Here is a 20,054-nt window from a genome sequence, read left to right on the forward strand (position 1 = left end):
AAACTGAGGGAGGGGGAAAACAGTGAAAAAGGCCAAGGTTCTATTATTAGCAGTATATAATAGTGAAATGAACGAGGTTATTGAAGAAATAGGAATTGCTTCTATAGCTGCATATCTGAGGGAAAATGGCTTTGAGGTTATGCTGATGGGAGCAAATGAAGCAAGGATTAACTATGATAAAATTTTAAGCTATAAACCCGATATTGTGGGTTTACCAACCTATACCGTTTCAAGAGAAGCGGTATATTCAGTTTGCAGCAAATTACGGAGCCTGCTGCCTCAGCTGCACATTTGCTTAGGTGGCTTGTTCCCCACCTATTATCATAGGGATATATTAAAGGATAATTCTGATATAGATTCCATTGCTAGAGGTGAAGGGGAGACGGTGCTTTTAAGCTTGGCAGAATCCATAAGTAATGGGGAGGATTTATCCAGTGTAAAGGGTCTGACCTACAGGAAAAAAAATAAAATAATTGAAAATGAGAAGCAGGATATTATTTGGGACCTGGATCAAATTCCTTTTCCCCATAAGGATATTGTTATAGATAATAAGCTAAAGCATGTATTGATTTCCACCTCCAGGGGATGTACAAGTAATTGCAGCTTTTGTGTGTCAAAGAACTACTGGGGAAAATGGCGTGGCAGAAGCACCGGCAGTATAGTCAGAGAAATTAAAAGTGTAGTAGAATCCTATAATATTACCAGCTTTGATTTTGTGGATAGCAGCTTTGAAGACCCAGACCCAGACTGCAAAAGAATGACAGATATTGCCATGGAAATCATAAATGAAGGACTTGTGATTTCATATTATGCTCAGATCCGGGCAGATTTTTGGAAAAAAGCCACCCCCCAGATGATGGAGCTATTAAAAAAGTCAGGGTTATGCGGCGTATTTCTTGGCATCGAGACAGCCAATGAAGCTGACAGGAAGATTTATAATAAAACAGCTACAATTAATGATAATTATAAAGCTATAGAATTGTTCAATAAATACAACATTGTGGTTAGTATAGGATTTATTAACTTTAACCCATACTCCAGCTTTGAATCGCTGTATAGCAATATAAAGTTTCTCGACAGGTATAACTATGCGAGATTCTTCGATAAGCTGGAAAGCAGATATATTATATATAATAATCAAACAAAATTATATGAAAGACTTGTAAGGGATAATTTAATAAAGCTTCAAGATGGTTGTTTCTGTTTTGAATATAAATTTGTTGATGAGAGAATAGAAAAGCTATCGAATTTCCTTACTAACTATTTTGAAAAAATGCGGTTGGACGGAAAAAATTATTATGGTAAATTAAATAACTTCAATTATATGCACTTAAGTCTAATACAGCAATTTTTGAGGATATTAACAACATTAGACCATAAAAGAGGTTATGAAGTGGTAAAGGATCACCAGTTAAAGGTGATGAATATCCTCTCCAGTTTAAACAAAGTAAACTGTGACTGGTTCTATAGTCTTTTATATCTGGCTGAATATGACTGGAATGAAGGTGTAGCCCTGGAAGTTATAGACAAATCCCTCAACAAGAGCTTTATGAATAATATTTTTAGTGACTTGAATGAGGCTAAGCATAAGCTATATGAAGATCTGCTGCTGATTGAGCCTAAATTTATAAATTATCTATGATTTAAGGGAATTGCATAATTACCTTTAGTTGATTCTTAAACCCAATATGTTGAGTTCACCGTGGGTCTATTATGCAATTTCTCCATTCAGCTAAAAAAACAAATAAGAGGTGTTAAATATGAATATTGAAGTAATTGAAAAGGATAATATTAAAGTTATGGGTTTTGCAATAAAGACAAAAATTTGGAAATCTGGCTTAGCCATTGCAAGACTTTTACGTAGAGTAGATAAAAAAGGGACATATGAACAGATTCCCAACAGGGTTGACACGGAAATTTTTTATGGAATAAGCATTGATTTTCTCAAAAATAAAGGAGTTTGTTCATATATGTTTGGGGCTGAAGTGAGTAGCTTTAGGAATGTTCCAGCCGATATGGAAACCAGAACTATTCCTGCAAGTAAATATGTTCAATTATTTATTAAGCCCAAGGATGAGAATCTGTGTAAAATACTAAAGGTAAAAAAGGGAAGCAATTATGGTGTCTTGACCAGAGCTGCCTATCTGTACTTACAAGAAAAATGGATTCCAGAGTCTGGATATGAAAGGGCTGATATGTCTGAAGTTTTTGAGCTATATAATTTGAAAAATATAGAAGACGGTATTTATGTATGTATTCCTATCAAATAGTATAACAGGCCTTTTCATGTCCTTTAGTAGAAAGGAAGTTTTTATATGGGGGGAGGAATGGTATTGGACAGAAATATAAAGATAATGTCTGAAAATGTAGAAGATATTTTACCCTTAACTCCTATGCAGAAATCCATGTTATTTATGCTGCTATTGAACCCTTCAGGAGAATTTTATTTTGAGCAGCAGAGGTATAGACTTACAGGGTGTGTAAGGCCTGAGTTGGTGGAAAAAGCATGGAATATCGTTGCTAATAACAATGAAATCCTCAGGACAGTTTTCAGATGGAAGGGACTTGAAAATCCAGTTCAAATTCTACTGAAGGAGAAGAAAATCCCAGTAAAGCATTTTGATCTTTCTCAAGAGAAAGACTGTATTAAATTATCAGATAATATAGAGCTTGAGGAGTGGAGAAATAAAGTAGATATATCAACAAGCCCTTTCAGAGTAGCCATATGCAAGCTATCGGAAGAGGAATATCATATGATTTTAAGCACTCATCATATCATTCTTGACGGCTGGAGCAATGCAATACTGCTGAAGGAATTTTATGAAGTATATAACTGTTTCCATAATGGCAGAGGGCTAATCAAGAAAACAAAAATAAAATATAAAGAATACATTAGATGGATGGTGAAGCAGGATAAAAGCAAAGCCATAGATAAATGGAGAGAATATTTAAAAGGCTATGTACCCTTCAAGTCTGTTTCGCCTTCCAATGTAACTCTTCAAGAAAACTATAAAACAGGTATTTACCCTTATCGGTTTAACAAAGATTTTATTGGAGAATTAAAATCCTTTACCAAGAAGCAGGGAATTACTTTGGCAGCACTTTTTTATAGTATATGGGGAATACTGCAAATGCAGACCTATGGAGTTGAGGATGTGGTTTTTGGAATAACAGTATCCGGTAGAGACCCTGAAATAATAGGAATAGATGATTTGGTAGGTATGTTTATTAAAACCCTCCCAATGAGAATAAGGGCAGAGAAGGGTGAAAAGATTATTAATCTTGTTAAACAGGTAAGCTTAGACCTTGTGACTATTGAAGGCAATCAAATTGTTGAATTATCCGATATATTACATTACCAGGGTAGTCCTGGTGAGAATATACTAAATACTGCAGTGGTAATACAAAACTACCCATTGGAAAAAAACTATCCAGCAGCCATGATGGTATTTTCAAGCTTGATTTGGTTTCATCTCGATATGTAACAAATTTTGATGTTGTTCTTGGAATAAAATTGTTTCCAGCTTATATTGAGCTGGAATTCAGCTACAATTGCAATGTTTATAATTCACAGCAAATTGAAAAGCTGTGCAACAACTATGTTTCAATTACAGAAGAGGCTATTAGAGCCTTCAACGGAGAAGAGGATGCTAATTAAATTAAAGGCTAAACCGAAAGCAGCTCCACAATTAAAATAAAAGCTAAGATATGCGAGGTGAAGATAAATGAAATACTTTAATGTACCGGCAGATTTTAAAAATAGCACTATTGATCAGTATCATAGGCTGAATAATACATATGATGATTCCAGAGTATCAGAAATATATGGGCAAATTACTGTTGGAAATCTTTATGGTTCAGGAAGACCCTGTGATATGATTCCTAAGATTGACATGAATACTCTAGAAAAGCATATTGCTTATGGGAGACAAAAAAATATTGATTTTAGTTATACACTTAACGCTACTTGTCTTGGGAACAAAGAATTTACTGAAGCAGGTATGGCGGAAATAGCAGGTTTTTTAGATCAACTATATGAAATAGGTGTTGAATCCTTAACAATTGCTATTCCACCATTAATAGAGTTTGTTAAACAATCCAAGTATAAATTTACAATAAAGGCATCTACTTTATGTGATATTTTGAATGCAAATAAAGCAATTGGCTACAAAAATCTTGGAGCCGACAGAATTGTTGTACATGAGTCAATAAACAGAGATTTTTCCACATTAAAGAGTATAAGAGAGGCCTTCGGAAGTAATGTAGAAATGATTGTTAATGTTATATGTCATAAAAATTGCATATATCGACCATTCCATCAAAATCAAGGCTCCCATGACTTGGATATTGATGCTACCAGCACAAGATATTATCCCCACAGATGTATGATGAAGAGGATAGAGGGGATAGATAACTATTTAAAAATGAACTGGATTAGACCTGAAGATATTAAATATTACACCAGTATAGGCATAAACTACTTTAAAATTCAAGGCAGACACACAGTAGAAAATGGTAACCCAGCTAAAACAGTAGAGTGCTATATGAAGGAAAGCTTTGATGGAAACCTGTTGGATTTACTGGACAACTTTTCTACAACTACTGCATTTAAAATATACATTGATAATAAAAAATTGGATGGATACATTAATGCATTCCAACAAAGGCCTAATTTTTGTAAAAATCATTGTTTACAATGTGGCTATTGTCTGCAATATGCAAAGAAAAGTATTGATATAGTCAAGGCTGAAGAGATATTCCAGGGAGCAAGAGAATTTTATAATCAGTTTGATCAGTATAACAAAATGATAGAAAATAATAACAGTACAAGAAAGTAGATATAAAAAATTATTAGTTTAAGTTTAAAAGATAGACATTAATTAAAAGAAATTTAATTTTTCTGATGAGGGTGAAGTATGATGAAAAAAGCAGATATTTATTTAAATGATAAGGAAGAGTACAGTGAAGCTAAAATAAAGTCAACGGTGGTAAATCAATTGTGTCAAGAAGCAGGTACTTCTGAAGCAGAAGGTGATACAAAAGGAAAAATTCTAAAGCTTTGGAAGGATGTATTAAGTAATGACAAAATAGGAGTAGATGACAGCTTTTTTAAATTAGGGGGAAATTCTATACTATTGATGCAGTTTCATGCCCGTTTGGATAAGTATTTTCCTGGTGTAGTTACTATACCAGACTTGTTTGCATATTCAACTGTTGGCAAACTGTCTGATTTTATAGATAGTAAATCCCCAGGCCAGCCCCCAGCTTTATCTTTAAAAAATATTAATTTACCTGCAGAGTACCTTCAAAGTGGCTTCGATAATTGTGGATTTTTACATTTTAACTTTCAAATTAGGGGAGATTTGTTTAATAGACTTAGTATAATTGCAGAAAAAGAAAATGCTTCATTGAAAGATATTTTGATTACAGTTTTCCTTTATTTATTTTCAAATATTGGAGTAGTAAGGGAGATAGAAATGCTGGCGGCTTTAGATAACCCAGATTATATTACGAAGTTAAATGCTGACTTTACTAATTCTGATGACTTTTCACAAGTTATTGGACAGGTCAGGGCACAGGTGGAAAAAAGTTGGCAGCATCCTTCCTATATGCTGTCGGATATAGAAAGGATGGAGGTATATAGAGGAAAAGACTCTGTAATACCTCTTATTTTATTAAAGGAGTTAAATATAAATAAGACAAAATTACTTGATAGCTTTGATATTATATTTGAAATTGAAATTGAAACCAATAGGATATGTCTTATGTTTAGCTTTAATGCAGATAGATTAGATGAGGTAAGGATGGAAGAGTTGACGGAAAAATACATCCAGCTGATTGAACATATAGTAAACCAGTAGAGCTCCGTCAGTGGATGAAGGCTATATAGAAGGTAGAGGAAGGGGGGAAGTGGTATTATGGAAGGGAAAAATATATCTATGGAAATGGTCTCTTCAAAGGATATTGCAATTGTTGGAATGGCAGGTAGGTTTCCATTGGCTGATGGCATAGAGGAATTTTGGAGTAATATAAAAAACAAGGTTGATGGTGTAAGGAAGATACCTAATGGAAGAAGAAGGGACATAGAGGATTATTTGAGCTTTAAAGGCATTGATCCAGAAGGCGTAGCCTTTTGTAACGCTGGATATTTAGAAAAAATCGATGAATTCGATTATGAGTTTTTTGATATTTCCCCTAGAGAAGCAGGCTTGATGGATCCAAATCAAAGACTGTTCCTGGAAACAGCATGGGCAGCCATTGAGGATGCAGGGTATCCCGAGAACAAAATTAGAGGCTCCAATGTGGGGGTTTATGTAGGGTTTGTGGGGGAGAGTCAATATATAAATCTTATAGAAGATTGTCAGCCTTCATTTTTATCAATTTCAGTGACCGGTAATTGTACTCCAATCGTTGCCAGCAGAATATCCTATATTCTCGACTTGAAGGGACCTAATATGGTAATTAACACATCCTGTTCATCTTCTCTAGTGGCTATACATCTGGCCTGTAAAAGTATTCTTGCTGGAGAGTGTGAAGCTGCCATTGCAGGTGGTGTTCAGACCCATACTATACCCATAAGAAAAGTTACTATTGGAATAGAATCCTCAGACGGTCGATCAAAATCCTTTGATGACAACTCCAATGGGACAGGCCTAGGTGAAGGAGTTGGAGCAATTTTTTTAAAGCCATTAAATAAAGCATTAAGGGATAGGGATAATATTTATGCAGTTATTAAAGGGAGTGCTGCCAATCAGGATGGTAGTTCCATAGGGATATCTGCACCTAATCCAGTTGCTCAAGAGGAAGTAATTATAAAAGCATGGAGAGATGCAGATATAAATCCAGAAACAGTAACCTATATTGAAACCCATGGAACTGGTACAAAGCTGGGGGACCCAGTGGAAATCAATGGAATCACCAGGGCCTTTGCCAATTTCACAGATAGAAAACAGTTTTGTGCCATAGGAGCAGTAAAATCCAATATAGGGCATCTGGATAGTGCAGCAGGAATTGCTGGATTTATTAAGGCAGTTCTTGCACTTAAAAATAAAAAGTTGCCGCCATCTATCCATTTTGAAAACCCCAACAGAAATATTAACTTCTGTAATTCTCCTATCTACTATAATGATAGATTAAGAAAATGGGATATACAGCAGCCCCCCAGGAGATGTGGAGTAAGCTCCTTTGGAATAAGTGGAACGAATTGCCATATTATTTTAGAAGAAGCTCCAAGGGAAAAAGCTGCAAAAGTAAAACAGTCTACAGAAATGAAATATATGGTGCTTACCATTTCTGCAAGAAGCAAAAAATCTTTAAAGAAGCTGGTTAAGGAATATATAACCTTTCTTAAAATACAAGAAGAATCCAGCCTAAGGAATATATGCTATACATCAAATATAGTAAAGGGACAGTACAGCCATAGACTGGCTGTTGTTGCTGATGATATTGACAGTATGGTAAAAAAACTGGAAATTGTCAATGCAAAAGGGATAGATAGCTATAAGACCAATGGTGTTTACTATGGATGTGTCGATAATGCTGAAAAATTAATTGAAGCTTTAGATGCTGATATAAAGGATTATTCAAAAAGATCAATGGTGGCAGAAAATATATTGGAGAATATCATCCTTCATTACTGCAGGGGGTATGATGTAGATTGGGAAGCATTATACGATAACAATAGGAAAAAGGTCAGCTTACCTCAGTATACCTTTGAGAGAAAGAGATGTTGGATTGAAGTGCCTCAGCATACAAAATATAAAGCTGATAATTGTAATATAAATAATAGTGATAGGGTAAAAAACGACATCGATATTATCATCAAGAAAGAAAAGACACTTGAAGCTTCAGAAATAGAGAGTAAAATAGGGAAAATTTTAACTGAAGTTCTTGGCCATAAAGATATAGATAATTTGGATAATTTCTTTACTATGGGGGGTGACTCCATCTATGCTCTAGCTGTAGTAAATCTAGCAAGCAAAGAGTTTGAAATTGATATAACAATAAGGGAGTTTATGGAAAAACCTACTATAAGAGATTTTGCACAGAAGGTTGTAGAAAAGCTCCAGTCAAAAACCAGTGGCAAAAAATTAATGGAGAAAATAGAAAGAGCAGATGAGAAGGAATATTATCCTGTATCATCGGCACAGAAAAGAATGTATGTTTTAAAGGAGCTAAAGGATCAGAACACAGGCTACAATATAACATCTGCCATGAAGATTAAGGGTAATCTGGATATACAGCGGCTGGAGGAAGCATTAAAGAAGCTGATACAGAGGCATGAATCACTAAGGACATCATTTCAAATTATTGAAGGAGAAATTGTCCAGAAAATAAATCCTGAGGTAAATTTCTCCTTGAAATATATAGAAGGCAATGAGAATTTAGACATAGATACAGCAGTAAAAAATCTTATAGAACCCTTTAATCTCAATAAAGCTCCTCTTTTTAAAGTTAACATTGTAAAAATGCCTAATAATTCATATATACTGGTTACTGATATGCACCATATAATATCCGACGGAACATCAGCAAATATACTGATCAGAGACTTAATATACTTATATGACAATAGACAGTTAAAGAAGAATCCACTTCAATATAGGGATTTTTCCCAATGGCAAAACCGCCTTATGGAAACCGATTATATAAAATCTCAGGAGGACTATTGGTTAAATAAATTTATTAATAAAACTTCAGTCCAGGATATTCCTACAGATTTTCCCAGACACGAAAATTTAAGCTTTAAGGGAGAAACTCTATACTATGAAATTGATAAAGCTTTAAACAATAGCCTCTTAAAGCTAACTATGGAAACAGAAACTACTATGTTTATGGTATTGTTTGCAGCCTATAATGTATTGCTTTATAGATATACCGGAAATACTGACATTATTGTTGGTATTGCAGTATCAGGCAGAAGCCATGCAGATTTGGATGACACAGTGGGAATGTTTGTAAATACCCTTCCATTAATAAATCACATTAAAGGTGAAGATACTTTTATAGGCTTTCTGGCAGATGTAAAGAAAAATACATTAGAAGCCTATTCCAATCAGGAATTTCCCTTTGATATGCTGGTGGAAAAGCTTAATTTGAAAGGGAATAGTGATAAAAATCCTTTATTTAACACAATGTTTATAATGCAGAATACCAAAAAAGCTAATGTGAAATTAGAAGACATTGAAATCTATCCCTATAAGGTTAAGGAAGAGGTATGTAAATTCGATATAATGATGAATTGCTTTGAAGAGGAGAGTAGAATTAATTTTGGTATTAACTACTGTGTAGAATTATTTAAACATGAGACAATTAAAAAATTTTGGGCTGATTATATCACAATATTGAGGAATGTTACTAAAAATCCATCCACTAAAGTCAGTAATATATGTCTAGACAAGGATATATTAATTCCCAAGTACAATGCAGTTGATGTAGAGTTTAAATTGTCTTAGTACTCCATATAAATACTTCTATTATAATCTAAAAGAAGGGATATAAAACATGAAAAAAATAGGCATTGTTTGTGCTTTAGTTGATGAGGCTAAAAATATTATTGAGAGTATTTCATCAGTAAAGGAAGAGAAGTATCTATTTGCACATTTTTTTTCGGGTGCTGTTAATGATATTGATATAACTGTATTATGCTGTGGTATTGGAGGAATATATTCAGATATTGCTACCCGCATTTTAATTACTAAATATAAAATAGACCACGTGATTATATTAGGATCAGCAGGAGCTATTTCACCACAGGTTAAAATAGGTGATGCAGTTATAGCCAAAGATATTATTTTGTACAACACTGAGCAATCTTTTTCCAGTTGTACTTCTTTATTAGAAAAAGCTAAAGCTGTATGTTCCTCAACAGTGTCAGCAGATAGCTTTGTTATAGGAAGAATCGCAACAGTGGATTCATTTGTTAATACCAGCTGCATAAAAGAGGATATTTACGAAAGTTGTCAGGCAGATTGCACCGAAATGGAAAGTGCCTATATTGCTAAGGTATGTACTGATTATCATATTCCATTTATTGCAATACGTATAATATCTGATTTGGCAGATGACAATGCAGCAGCTTCCTTTAAAGCTACTATCGACAGTATAGCAGTAAATCTAAAGGAAATAACCTTAAGATTTTTAAGCCAGTACACTTAAAAATATATAACATGTCAGGGTGATAATAATGAAAATAAATTCAGTTAGAAAAATCAGCATCCAGAATGAAAGATTCAATTATCCTTCCGGTATCTGCTTTGATAAGTTAAAGGGAGTCTTTTCTATTGCAGATATGCACAACCACAGAGTATGCCTGCTGGATATAGAAACCGGGAAGGTTAAAATACTTTCTGGTGAAACATCTAACAACAAGCCATTCCAATTGCCTTTGGCCTTGACCTTATCAGATTCATACGGTTATGTTGTAGCTGATGCTGGTAACAACGATATTTACTATAAACCTTATGGAGAGAAAACCTGGATTTCCATGATGGATAGGTATAGAAAAAATCATTTAATTAATAATTTGATAAACCATGAAAATGATAATCCATTAAATCTTCCAGCAGGAGTTGCAGTGGATTCTGATGGGAATGTATATGTTAATGATTTTTTAAATAACAGAATTAGCAAAATTGACTTAAGCTTTAATATTTCCGTGATAACAGGAGGAAGCACTGCTGGAATGAAGGATGGACCATGCAGCACTGCCAAAATAAATCGACCCTATGGACTATTTTGTTTCGACAGGCAGCTATATTTTGCTGATGAGGGAAATAATGCAATTCGGTATATAGATCTGGACACTATGAAGGTCTTTACCATCAGAGTAAAGAATTGGGAGCATAAAATACTTAACCCTATAGCACTGACTCTAGACCCTGAAGGTAACATAATTATATGTGAAAAAAGAAGACTTTTATGTATTAATAGAAAAACCAGAAAACTCCATTTAATTCTTGACAGCAGTGTTTGGAGTGAGTTAAAAAGAAATTTTAAACTTAATCAAAAAATATGTCACATAGGTTCCGTGACAGCACCGGAAAAGGGTTGTATTTACTGGATGGATACAATTCTTGGATTACTGTATGAAGTGAAGGTTTCCTTTTAGGAGGTGCAACATTGAAAGTAGCTCTTATAGTACCCAGCAATGAAATTGTATCAACAGAAAAATTAGAAATGTATCAGTGGGAGGAAATGTGGGAGTATAAGGCCCGTAAAAAATTATGGTCAACACCTGACCTGGGTTTACTGACAATTGCAGGTATGCTGCCAAAGGATTTTACTTTGGAGTATATTGATTTAAACTATGTAAAAAAAGATAAATGGGAATGTGATTGGGCATTCTTTTCTCCTACCACCAGTCAGATTAATCAAGCCTATAAGCTGGCTAAGGACTTAAGGGCTGTAGGCGTAAAAGTTGCCATGGGGGGTGTCCATGTTTCTGTACTGCCAGGTGAAGCATTAAAGCATGCAGATACTGTTATTATAGGAGAGGCAGAAGGTATATTTAATGAATTTATAGATGACATGAGGGCTCAAAGGACCAAAGGGGTTTATATAAGTAAATCATCCCCAGATTTATCAGAAACACCAATACCTAGATATGATTTGATTAAAAACTATCCCTATAATAGTATCCCCCTACAAACCTCTAGAGGTTGCCCCCATCAATGTAGTTTTTGTATATCTTCAAAATTATATGGTAAAAAAATACGAAGAAAGTCAATATCACAGGTAAGTAACGAGTTGGAAAGCATTTTAAAAGTATACAAAAATCCACTAATATTCTTTACCGACGACAATATTTTTGTAAATAATAAATATGGCTTAGAGCTGGTAAAGCTTATTGGCAGCTTTGATATAAGATGGTATGCCTTTAGTGATGCCAGCATTGCTTATAAGGAGGAATTGCTGGAGGAAATATCTAAAGCGGGATGCATGCAGCTGCTTATCGGATTTGAGAGCCTAGAGGAGGAAAGCCTTATTCAGATGAACCGATCCCAGTGGAAAAGAGATAAATTACAGCAATATGAATATGTTATATCTAAAATACAGAGCTTGGGAGTAGGGGTTGTTGGCAGCTTTGTTTTAGGTATGGATGATAACACCCATGAGTATTTCCAAAAACTATACAATTTTATAATGAAAACCAACATATATGCAACAAATATTACTGTATTGACACCCTTTCCCGGAACAGAGATATTTGATAACTTAAACAATCAAAATAGAATATTTACTAATGATTGGTCGAGATATAACGGCTTTGAACTTACCTTTCAACCAAGGCGGATGAGTATTAAGGACTTTGAGAAGGAATATACCAGACTCAATAAACGTATCAACTCTGTTGAAAGGCGAATTAAAGTTAGTGAATATTTTATAAATATTTACAAAGAAAAAAACAGATTTTCCAGTAATAGACCCTAATATTATAGCAATGAGTAATTAAAAAGCAATGCCAAAATTGAAGGGTAAAGGTTCATCTCTATGAATCAATATCGTTAAAAACAATTATGAGACCTATATACAAAACAGTTAATTATACATAGGAGGAAAATTATGGACACGGAAGTTTCAAGGGATAAATTGAAAATGTATACACCAAGTATAATTGCCCCTGAACCCAGGAGCAAGAGAATGGGTCTGGCAGAAATGCTTGGACTAAAATCAAATGTGATTCCAATAATAGCAGGACCTTGCGGAATAGAAAGCAAAGAGCAGTTAAAATCTGTTGGTAACTATCTCAAAAGTAAATCAATGAAGCTGATGAGGGGGGGAGCTTATAAACCAAGGACATCTCCATATTCATTCCAGGGCTTGGGGGAAGAGGGCCTAGAAATTCTTCGAGAAGTGGGTGAAATGTATGATTTAATTACAGTGACAGAAGTACTTGATGTACGAGATGTAGATATAGTAGCTAAATACGCTGATGTATTGCAGATTGGTGCAAGAAATATGTTTAACTACCAGCTGCTTAAGGAAGTGGGTAGGCAAAACAAGCCAGTGCTTTTAAAGCGGGGAGTATGTGCTACAGTAATGGAATTTCTCTATGCTGCAGAATACATCGCAGCCGAAGGCAATAAAAAAATAATACTATGCGAAAGAGGTATTAGAACATATGAAACCAGCACCCGCTATACTTTAGATATAAGCAGTATACCTATAATAAAAAAGGAAATAGACCTCCCTATAATTGCTGACATAAGTCATTCACTGGGACGAAAGGATATCATAAGTCCTGTGGCAAAGGCGGTTTTTGCAGCTGGTGCAGATGGAATTATGGTTGAAGTGCACCCCAACCCTAAGGAAGCATTGAGTGATGGCTTTCAACAGCTGGACTTTATGGAATTTACCAGCCTATTAGAAGGTATATCCAGCTACTTAAAGGCATATTAAGGCGGAAAATAACACCATAAGAAAAAAACTAATGGTGTTATTTTTTCGCCTTTATATTACATTTTAAAGCTTTAACACTTCATTCATAATAAGGAGATTACTATAATGTATAAAGTAAGTATAGTTAAATGCAACGACTATCAATATAAAAAAGTTGAAGAAGCTGTATTTCAGTGTCTAAATTCTATACCAGAAATAAAAAGTAAAATATGGCCTCATGCTAAGGTTCTAATTAAAGCTAATCTTGCAAGGGCCGACAAGCCAGAAGAGGCCATAACTACTCATCCAAGTGTTATACAGGCAATCGTCCGATACTTTCAAATAATCCAGTGCAGAGTAGTTATTGGTGACAGTCCTGGAGCTCCACTGGGATATACAAAAAAGACACTAGAGAGAGTTTATAAGGAAACCGGCATGATGGATGTGGCCAATAATACAGGATGTGAATTAAATTACGACACTTCTGTAATTGAAGTTATCAACCAAGAGGCGGTATGCCTTAAAAAAATGACCATAATTAAAATAGTTGAAGACGCTGATTTCGTCATATCGGCAGCTAAATTGAAAACCCACACAATGATGATGTACACAGGAGCAGTAAAAAATCTTTTTGGAGTAATTCCAGGACGCTTGAAGATGAATTACCATTTAATGATGCTTAGTGTTGAACGTTTTTCTGAGCATTTAGTGGATATTTGTCAGTATGTCAAGCCAGTGCTTTCAATTATAGATGCAATTGAATGTATGGAAGGGAATGGACCCTCAGCGGGAGATAAAAGACATGCAGGCTTGATAATGGCATCAGAAAATCCATATGCACTGGATATGACAGCAACCCATATTGTAGGAATTAATCCATTGGAGGTTCCAGCAATTGCTGCAGCTGTAAAAAGAAACATCTTTTCTGGAAATATTAAAAATGTGGTCACTCCTGGTGTAGGATTAAAAGATATTAAAATAAGCCCATTCCAACAGCCTGATACTTCAAAGATTGGAGGTGGAATACCCAGCTTTAAATATGAGGTATGTACATCCTGTGGAGTTTGTGTAGAAAGCTGTCCACCTAGGGTTATAGATATTAGCAGTGGAAGGCCAGTAATAAATTTGGACGAATGTATCAAATGTTTTTGCTGTCACGAGCTATGCCCCAATAAGGCCGTAGACATTAAAAACGAAAATAATATATATTTAGGTTTTTAGTAATTCAAAATCCTAAAACATAATAATTTAATAAAAAATATCTTCTTGGAGGAGAGAAAATGAAAAAAAATAGAAATGATGAAGGGTCAGTACTGAAAAGGTGCATGTTATATACAAAGCCCTATACAGGCATAATATCATTATGCACCATTGTATCTGTAGGAAATGTTGCTTTAGATGTTTTTGTAGCATATCTATTAAGAAGACTGGTAAGCTCATCACTTGCCAGCATGTATAAAGAGCTTTCAATAGTTGTATTGCTTATGATACTAACAATTACTGCCGGAATCATATTTAAATACTTAAAAAGATATTTAGCAGGATCCATAAGCACATATATTATGAGGGATATGAAGGAAAATATATCTTCTCATTTAGAAAATATAAAGGCCCTAAAGGTGGATTCAAATCATTCTGGAGAAATAACATCACGTATGACAAATAGTGTTGCTTCTCTTCAGCGGTTTTTCGAATTAGACTTAAGTGACTTCATATATCAACCCCTTATATTAATAGCTGTTCTTATCTATATGATATTCATTAATTGGAAAATACTCCTAGTTAATATTATATTAATACTTCTAATTTCCTTTATAGCTATGGTATTAAGTAAACCTATAAGCAAATACACTCAAGAAGCACAGCTGCATCTGGGAAAAGCCAACTCAATTGCGCAGGATACAATAGACGGTATACATATGGTTAAGGCATTAAATCTTTACGATACTCTGGGAAAGAAGTTTGGTAAAGAGGTATTAAAAGTATTAGAAAAAAACCTTAAAATTGAGAAACGTTACTCTATTGTAATATCCATTCAGATGATTATGTTAATAGTCCCCATTAGCCTTTGTACATTATACGGAGGCTATCTTGCTGTAAAAGGGGATATGGACCCAGGGAGCTTGATTACCTTTGTATTTCTACTGAATCTAATGTCCACACCAGCCTTCATAATACCACAGATGATAACCAGCCTTAAATCTGCAACTGGGACAGCATCCCATCTATTTGAGATTCTTGATTGGGAGCAGGAACGAAAAGACGGTGACACCTTAGAGAAGTTAAAAAGTAGCTTAGAGAATAAAGAAATATCTCCTGTAGAGCTATCAAACGTAAATTTTTCCTATGATGGGACGTCAAAGGTTTTGGCGGGATTAGATCTTAAGCTGGAAAATGGTAAGACTACAGCAATTGTTGGTGCCAGTGGCAGTGGTAAAAGCACAATCTTAAAACTGATTTGTGGCTTCTATGAGCCAACTGAAGGATATATAAATTTATTTGGCAACAGATTAAGCACCTGGTCATTGACAGAGGCCCGATCACTTTTTTCAATTGTATCTCAGGATACATACCTTTTTCCTGCTACTATAGCCGAAAACATTTCCTTTGGAAAGCCAGGAGCTTCATTAAATGAGATTATTGAGGCAGCAATGACTGCAAATGCCCATGAATTTATAGTTGAGCTTCCTGAGGGTTATAATACTCTTGTTGGAGAACAAGGTTCAAGATTATCAGGTGGGCAAAGACAACGAATTGCAATTGCCAGGGCAGTTCTAAAGAATGCCCCTATACTTCTGCTGGATGAGCCCACATCCTCTCTTGATATTATATCGGAGGCACTTGTGCAGGATGCCCTAGAAAAAATTATTGTAGGTAAAACTGTATTGGTCATTGCCCACAGATTATTTACCATAAAAAAAGCCGACGACATTATGGTTTTAAATCAGGGGCGGATAGTGGAAAAGGGTACACACGAATCACTAATAAAAAAAGATGGACTTTATAGTAAGTTATATTTTAAACAATTCTTAACCCAAGAAGGGGCCAGTTCAAATGCTGCCAGGGAGGTTAGTGGAGTATGCTAAAAAGAAAAGGTTATGAGGATTTTATCAGGCTTATGTCATTTATGAAACCTCGAATATTCAATTATATATTAGGTATAATGGGAATGGGTTTTGCTGGCACAGCACTTGTTATTGTAGTTGCTTTTACTTTAAAATATATGATTGATGCACCTGTCAAGGGTGAAATGATGCTGCTTCAAAAAGCTGCCTTTCTTATTGGTATTACAGTAATTACTGCTGTAACAGTTGTCCCGTTTTTTCATTACACCTATAAGAGTGCCATAAAGAAGACCATGGTGGATGTGAGGAAAAAAGCATATGGACATATACAAAGGCTCCCTATAGCTTTTTATGATAAGAATCATAGTGGTGATGTAATATCTAGGTTAACCAATGATATCCAAATGATTGAACAGGCATACTCCGATCAAATACAGACAATAAGTGGAACAGCACTATTAGGTGTGGGCTCAGCTGTATTTATGTTTATACTGGATTGGAGAATTTCATTAATACTTATATTTACCAGTATTCTTTTAATTGCAGTTAACGCATGGTTTTCTGGAAAAATTAGAATCTTGAGTGATGAAATTCAGAAGCAGCTGGGGGTTTTTACAGGATGTATCACCGATCTAATTTCGGGCTTTTATGTAATGAAGATGTTTCATAATGAAGGTGACATAAGCACCAGACTGAAAAAGAGCAATAATGATGTTGCAGAACTAACAATAAAAAGGGTAAATAACAGTGCAGTCCTCGACAGCAGTAATTATTTTCTTAGTATGATAAACTTTGCAGGGGTAATGTGTATTGGTGCCTTTTTAACTATAAGAAATTTAACGGATTTCGGAACCATTACTGCATTGGTACAGCTTCAAATGAATGTTAATCAAGCTTTTTTAAGTCTTGGTACTTCTGTAGCTCAACTACAGACATATCTTGCAGGTGCAGGACGAGTGTTTGAGCTTCTTAACGAGAATATTGAGGTTGAAAGATTAGAGAAAGCTAATTTAGAGGCCATTGATGAGATGGTGTATATGAAGGATGTAAGGTTTGGGTATAATGATAATAAGGTGCTTAAAGGATTAAGTATTTCAGTAGATAAAGGTCAAATTGCAGCACTTGTGGGCCCCAGTGGCGGTGGAAAGAGTACAATACTTAAGCTGTTAATGGGCTTTTATTCTGCAGAAAAGTCCTTGATAGCATTAGATGGTAAATCTGTAGGTCACTATTCACTTGAAGAAGTCAGAAAAAAGATTGCATATGTCCCACAGGACAGCAATCTTTTTGACGGTACCATTAGACAAAATATTCAGTACGGATGTACAACAGCTTCTAATGAGGAAGTAGTAGCTGCTGCAAAGGCTGCTTTTGCCCATGACTTTATTATGGAGTTTCCTGAAGGGTACGATAAAATGGTGGGGGAGAAGGGATCAAATCTTTCTGTAGGACAAAGACAACGAATTGCAATTGCAAGAGCGCTATTAATGGATGCACCTGTACTGCTATTAGATGAGGCTACTTCTGCCCTGGATTCTGAAAGTGAGCAGCAGGTTCAGGAAGCATTAAAGGTACTTATGAAGGGAAGAACTGTGGTTGTAGTAGCCCATCGCCTTGCCACCATTGAAAATGCAGATATTATTTTTGTCATTGATGAAGGAAAGGTGATGGAAATGGGCAGCCATATAGAATTGCTTGAAAAGAAAGGCTTTTATTACTCTTTTTATAAAACAAGCTTTGAGAATGAGGCTAATACTACAGGATAATAATCTTATCCAATCTATCATCCTAATATTACTATAAAAGTAAAATAAATAATTAAATACCATAAAAAGGTTGACAAGACTTTTCATCAATATTATCATTATGTTGTGAGAGTTATTCTGTAATGGAATAAATTAAAGGTGGTGATATAAAATAAATACCTCTTTAATTATAAATGAAATTTCTCAAAAGAATTTTAATCGGCCTAAGTATGTAGAATTAGTTAAAGAAGATGAGGAATTACGTGACTTTATAGTCAATGAAATGCTGTCAAATAAACATATAATGGTTTACTATCACTGCTATTATATTGTGGAGGATGCCAGTGAAGGCTCACCAGAATTATTTTATCAATATTGGGATGAAATAAGAAAACTGTTAAAGCATAGTAATTCATATCATAGAGATATAGGTCTTACGGTGCTGGCTAATCTCACTAAGGTTGATGTGGAAAACAAAATGGCGGATACTATAGAGTCATATTTGCAGATTTTAAATGATAAAAAATTCATGACAGCAGTCTATTGTGTAAAAAGCTGCGGAAAAATTATGGTAAATAAGCCTGAGCTTATGGATTTAATTATAGAAAGACTGCTGGAGCTTTATGAAAGCTGTAGATATTCAGAAAAGCAGCAGGCTCTAATGATGAGTGATATCATTGAAACCTTTAATATGATATTTGATAAATACCATAATCTCAATTTATTGTTTGATTTCGCAAGGAAAAACTTAAACAGTATTAGCCCCAAAACAAGAAAGATAGCCAAAGAGTTTTTATCAAAGCAAAAATAAGAAACCTCCTTATAGTAGAGTGGATAATTAAGAGTCATATAACTATAAGGAGGTTTTTTTATTTCTAGAAATTTAAAATTCCTTGGGGCTGATTCTTAAATATCAGACAATAAAGCTTTGGGTGAGATAATTTTCACCAGTACATCTTCAATTGAAAGATCTAATAGCTTAATCATTTTAACTTTATAGGCTCCCTCTGCCAAAAATTTGGAAATTAGTAATAAGTAACTACAGTCATAACCATTGGTGATTATTTTTACTTTATCGTTAAATACATTTGCAGATTTTATAAAGTCTATGTTGAGTTTTGCGATTTCATTTAAGAAACTCAAAGCTTCATTGTTGTCTATTAGGGTTACTTCTAAACCATTTTCTTCATTATATAGCTTCTTAATTTCATCCTTTGTACCTGAAGTCACTATACTACCATTATCAATAATGGCAATTTTGTCACTCAATATTTCTGCTTCATCAATGTAATGGGTTGATATAATGGCACTTATGCCCAGCTCCTTCAAGCTGTAGATATATTTCCAAATATCCCTTCGTACAATAGGATCCAGTCCAACAGTAGGTTCATCCATAATTACCAGCTTAGGCTTATGCATTATTGAAAGCATAATATGCAGCTTTCTTAAATTTCCACCTGAAAGAGTAGACAAATATTGATTATAGTATTCTGTCAAACCCGAAATTTCAATCAGACCATTTAAAACCTTAATATCTGCATTTCGTAATCTTCCTTGAAATCTAACATACTCTTGAACAGTAAGACTATCCGGCAGACCCTTCGATTGCTGTACAATTCCTATTAGTTTATTTACCTTACTACTTTTCTCAACAGGTATTCCATCAATTAACACCTTGCCAGTATCATATCGAAGAAGTCCTGAAATTATACGTAGTAGAGTAGTTTTACCTGCTCCATTTTTACCAATCAGTGCTAAAAAATCGCCTGACTCAATATTAAGATTGATGTTTTTAAGACTAAATTTATCAGAAACCTTTTTATATAACTCACAAGTTTGTAGAATATCCATAATACTTCCTTTA

At 34.6% G+C, this 20,054-nt stretch carries 16 protein-coding genes; 15 read left to right on the forward strand and 1 reads right to left on the reverse strand.

From position 1 onward, the window contains the following. The first annotated feature begins 22 nt into the window (after nt 1–22). The 15 genes from BLP68_RS15680 to BLP68_RS15750 all read left to right on the forward strand — a co-directional run bounded on the left by BLP68_RS15680 (nt 23) and on the right by BLP68_RS15750 (nt 19,001). Nucleotides 23–1,642 carry a B12-binding domain-containing radical SAM protein gene (locus BLP68_RS15680; RefSeq protein WP_091545626.1) on the forward strand — a complete coding sequence of 540 codons (1,620 nt, stop codon included), beginning with the start codon at nt 23–25 and terminating at the stop codon, nt 1,640–1,642. A gap of 118 nt (nt 1,643–1,760) precedes the next feature. Further along, entirely contained in the window at nt 1,761–2,270 is a 510-nt protein-coding gene (locus BLP68_RS15685; protein ID WP_091545628.1) for a GyrI-like domain-containing protein, read from the forward strand. A gap of 63 nt (nt 2,271–2,333) precedes the next feature. Beyond that, the gene (locus tag BLP68_RS15690; protein WP_176759069.1) at nt 2,334–3,485 is read left to right on the forward strand and encodes a condensation domain-containing protein; all 1,152 of its coding nucleotides are present in this window, start codon (nt 2,334–2,336) and stop codon (nt 3,483–3,485) included. A gap of 29 nt (nt 3,486–3,514) precedes the next feature. Next, a complete protein-coding gene (locus BLP68_RS21840) occupies nt 3,515–3,658 on the forward strand; it encodes a hypothetical protein (protein WP_176759070.1) in 144 nt (47 codons plus the stop codon). A gap of 67 nt (nt 3,659–3,725) precedes the next feature. Beyond that, nucleotides 3,726–4,838: a U32 family peptidase gene (locus tag BLP68_RS15700; RefSeq protein WP_091545633.1), complete on the forward strand. Its 1,113-nt coding sequence runs from the start codon at nt 3,726–3,728 to the stop codon at nt 4,836–4,838. A 78-nt stretch (nt 4,839–4,916) separates the two neighbouring features. After that, a complete protein-coding gene (locus BLP68_RS15705) occupies nt 4,917–5,861 on the forward strand; it encodes a phosphopantetheine-binding protein (protein WP_091545635.1) in 945 nt (314 codons plus the stop codon). Between the two features lie 57 nt (nt 5,862–5,918). Next, complete coding sequence (locus tag BLP68_RS15710; RefSeq protein WP_091545637.1) at nt 5,919–9,455, forward strand: condensation domain-containing protein; 3,537 nt, start codon at nt 5,919–5,921, stop codon at nt 9,453–9,455. A gap of 49 nt (nt 9,456–9,504) precedes the next feature. Continuing rightward, nucleotides 9,505–10,158, forward strand: coding sequence for a 5'-methylthioadenosine/S-adenosylhomocysteine nucleosidase (mtnN, locus tag BLP68_RS15715; RefSeq protein ID WP_091545639.1), 654 nt, complete (start codon nt 9,505–9,507; stop codon nt 10,156–10,158). A gap of 28 nt (nt 10,159–10,186) precedes the next feature. Beyond that, nucleotides 10,187–11,110 (forward strand): NHL repeat-containing protein, encoded by a 924-nt coding sequence (locus BLP68_RS15720; protein ID WP_091545640.1) that lies wholly within the window; start codon nt 10,187–10,189, stop codon nt 11,108–11,110. A gap of 11 nt (nt 11,111–11,121) precedes the next feature. Next, nucleotides 11,122–12,432, forward strand: coding sequence for a B12-binding domain-containing radical SAM protein (locus BLP68_RS15725; protein WP_091545642.1), 1,311 nt, complete (start codon nt 11,122–11,124; stop codon nt 12,430–12,432). 132 nt (nt 12,433–12,564) lie between these two features. Beyond that, complete coding sequence (locus BLP68_RS15730) at nt 12,565–13,401, forward strand: bifunctional 3-deoxy-7-phosphoheptulonate synthase/chorismate mutase (RefSeq protein ID WP_242877006.1); 837 nt, start codon at nt 12,565–12,567, stop codon at nt 13,399–13,401. A 105-nt stretch (nt 13,402–13,506) separates the two neighbouring features. Beyond that, the gene (locus BLP68_RS15735; RefSeq protein WP_091545644.1) at nt 13,507–14,601 is read left to right on the forward strand and encodes a DUF362 domain-containing protein; all 1,095 of its coding nucleotides are present in this window, start codon (nt 13,507–13,509) and stop codon (nt 14,599–14,601) included. A 59-nt stretch (nt 14,602–14,660) separates the two neighbouring features. Then, nucleotides 14,661–16,466: an ABC transporter ATP-binding protein gene (locus tag BLP68_RS15740; RefSeq protein WP_091545645.1), complete on the forward strand. Its 1,806-nt coding sequence runs from the start codon at nt 14,661–14,663 to the stop codon at nt 16,464–16,466. Next, nucleotides 16,460–18,211 (forward strand): ABC transporter ATP-binding protein, encoded by a 1,752-nt coding sequence (locus tag BLP68_RS15745; RefSeq protein ID WP_091545647.1) that lies wholly within the window; start codon nt 16,460–16,462, stop codon nt 18,209–18,211. The genes BLP68_RS15740 and BLP68_RS15745 overlap by 7 nt, the downstream gene beginning before the upstream one ends. A 262-nt stretch (nt 18,212–18,473) precedes the next feature. After that, nucleotides 18,474–19,001 (forward strand): hypothetical protein, encoded by a 528-nt coding sequence (locus tag BLP68_RS15750; RefSeq protein ID WP_091545648.1) that lies wholly within the window; start codon nt 18,474–18,476, stop codon nt 18,999–19,001. Nucleotides 19,002–19,096: 95 nt separating this feature from the next. On the opposite strand, the gene BLP68_RS15755 is transcribed toward BLP68_RS15750, so the two are convergent. Further along, complete coding sequence (locus BLP68_RS15755) at nt 19,097–20,041, reverse strand: ABC transporter ATP-binding protein (protein ID WP_091545650.1); 945 nt, start codon at nt 20,039–20,041, stop codon at nt 19,097–19,099. Between the last annotated feature and the right edge of the window lie 13 nt (nt 20,042–20,054).

Origin of the sequence: Alkaliphilus peptidifermentans DSM 18978 (genome assembly GCF_900101495.1) — a bacterium.
GTDB lineage: Bacteria > Bacillota > Clostridia > Peptostreptococcales > Natronincolaceae > Alkaliphilus_C > Alkaliphilus_C peptidifermentans.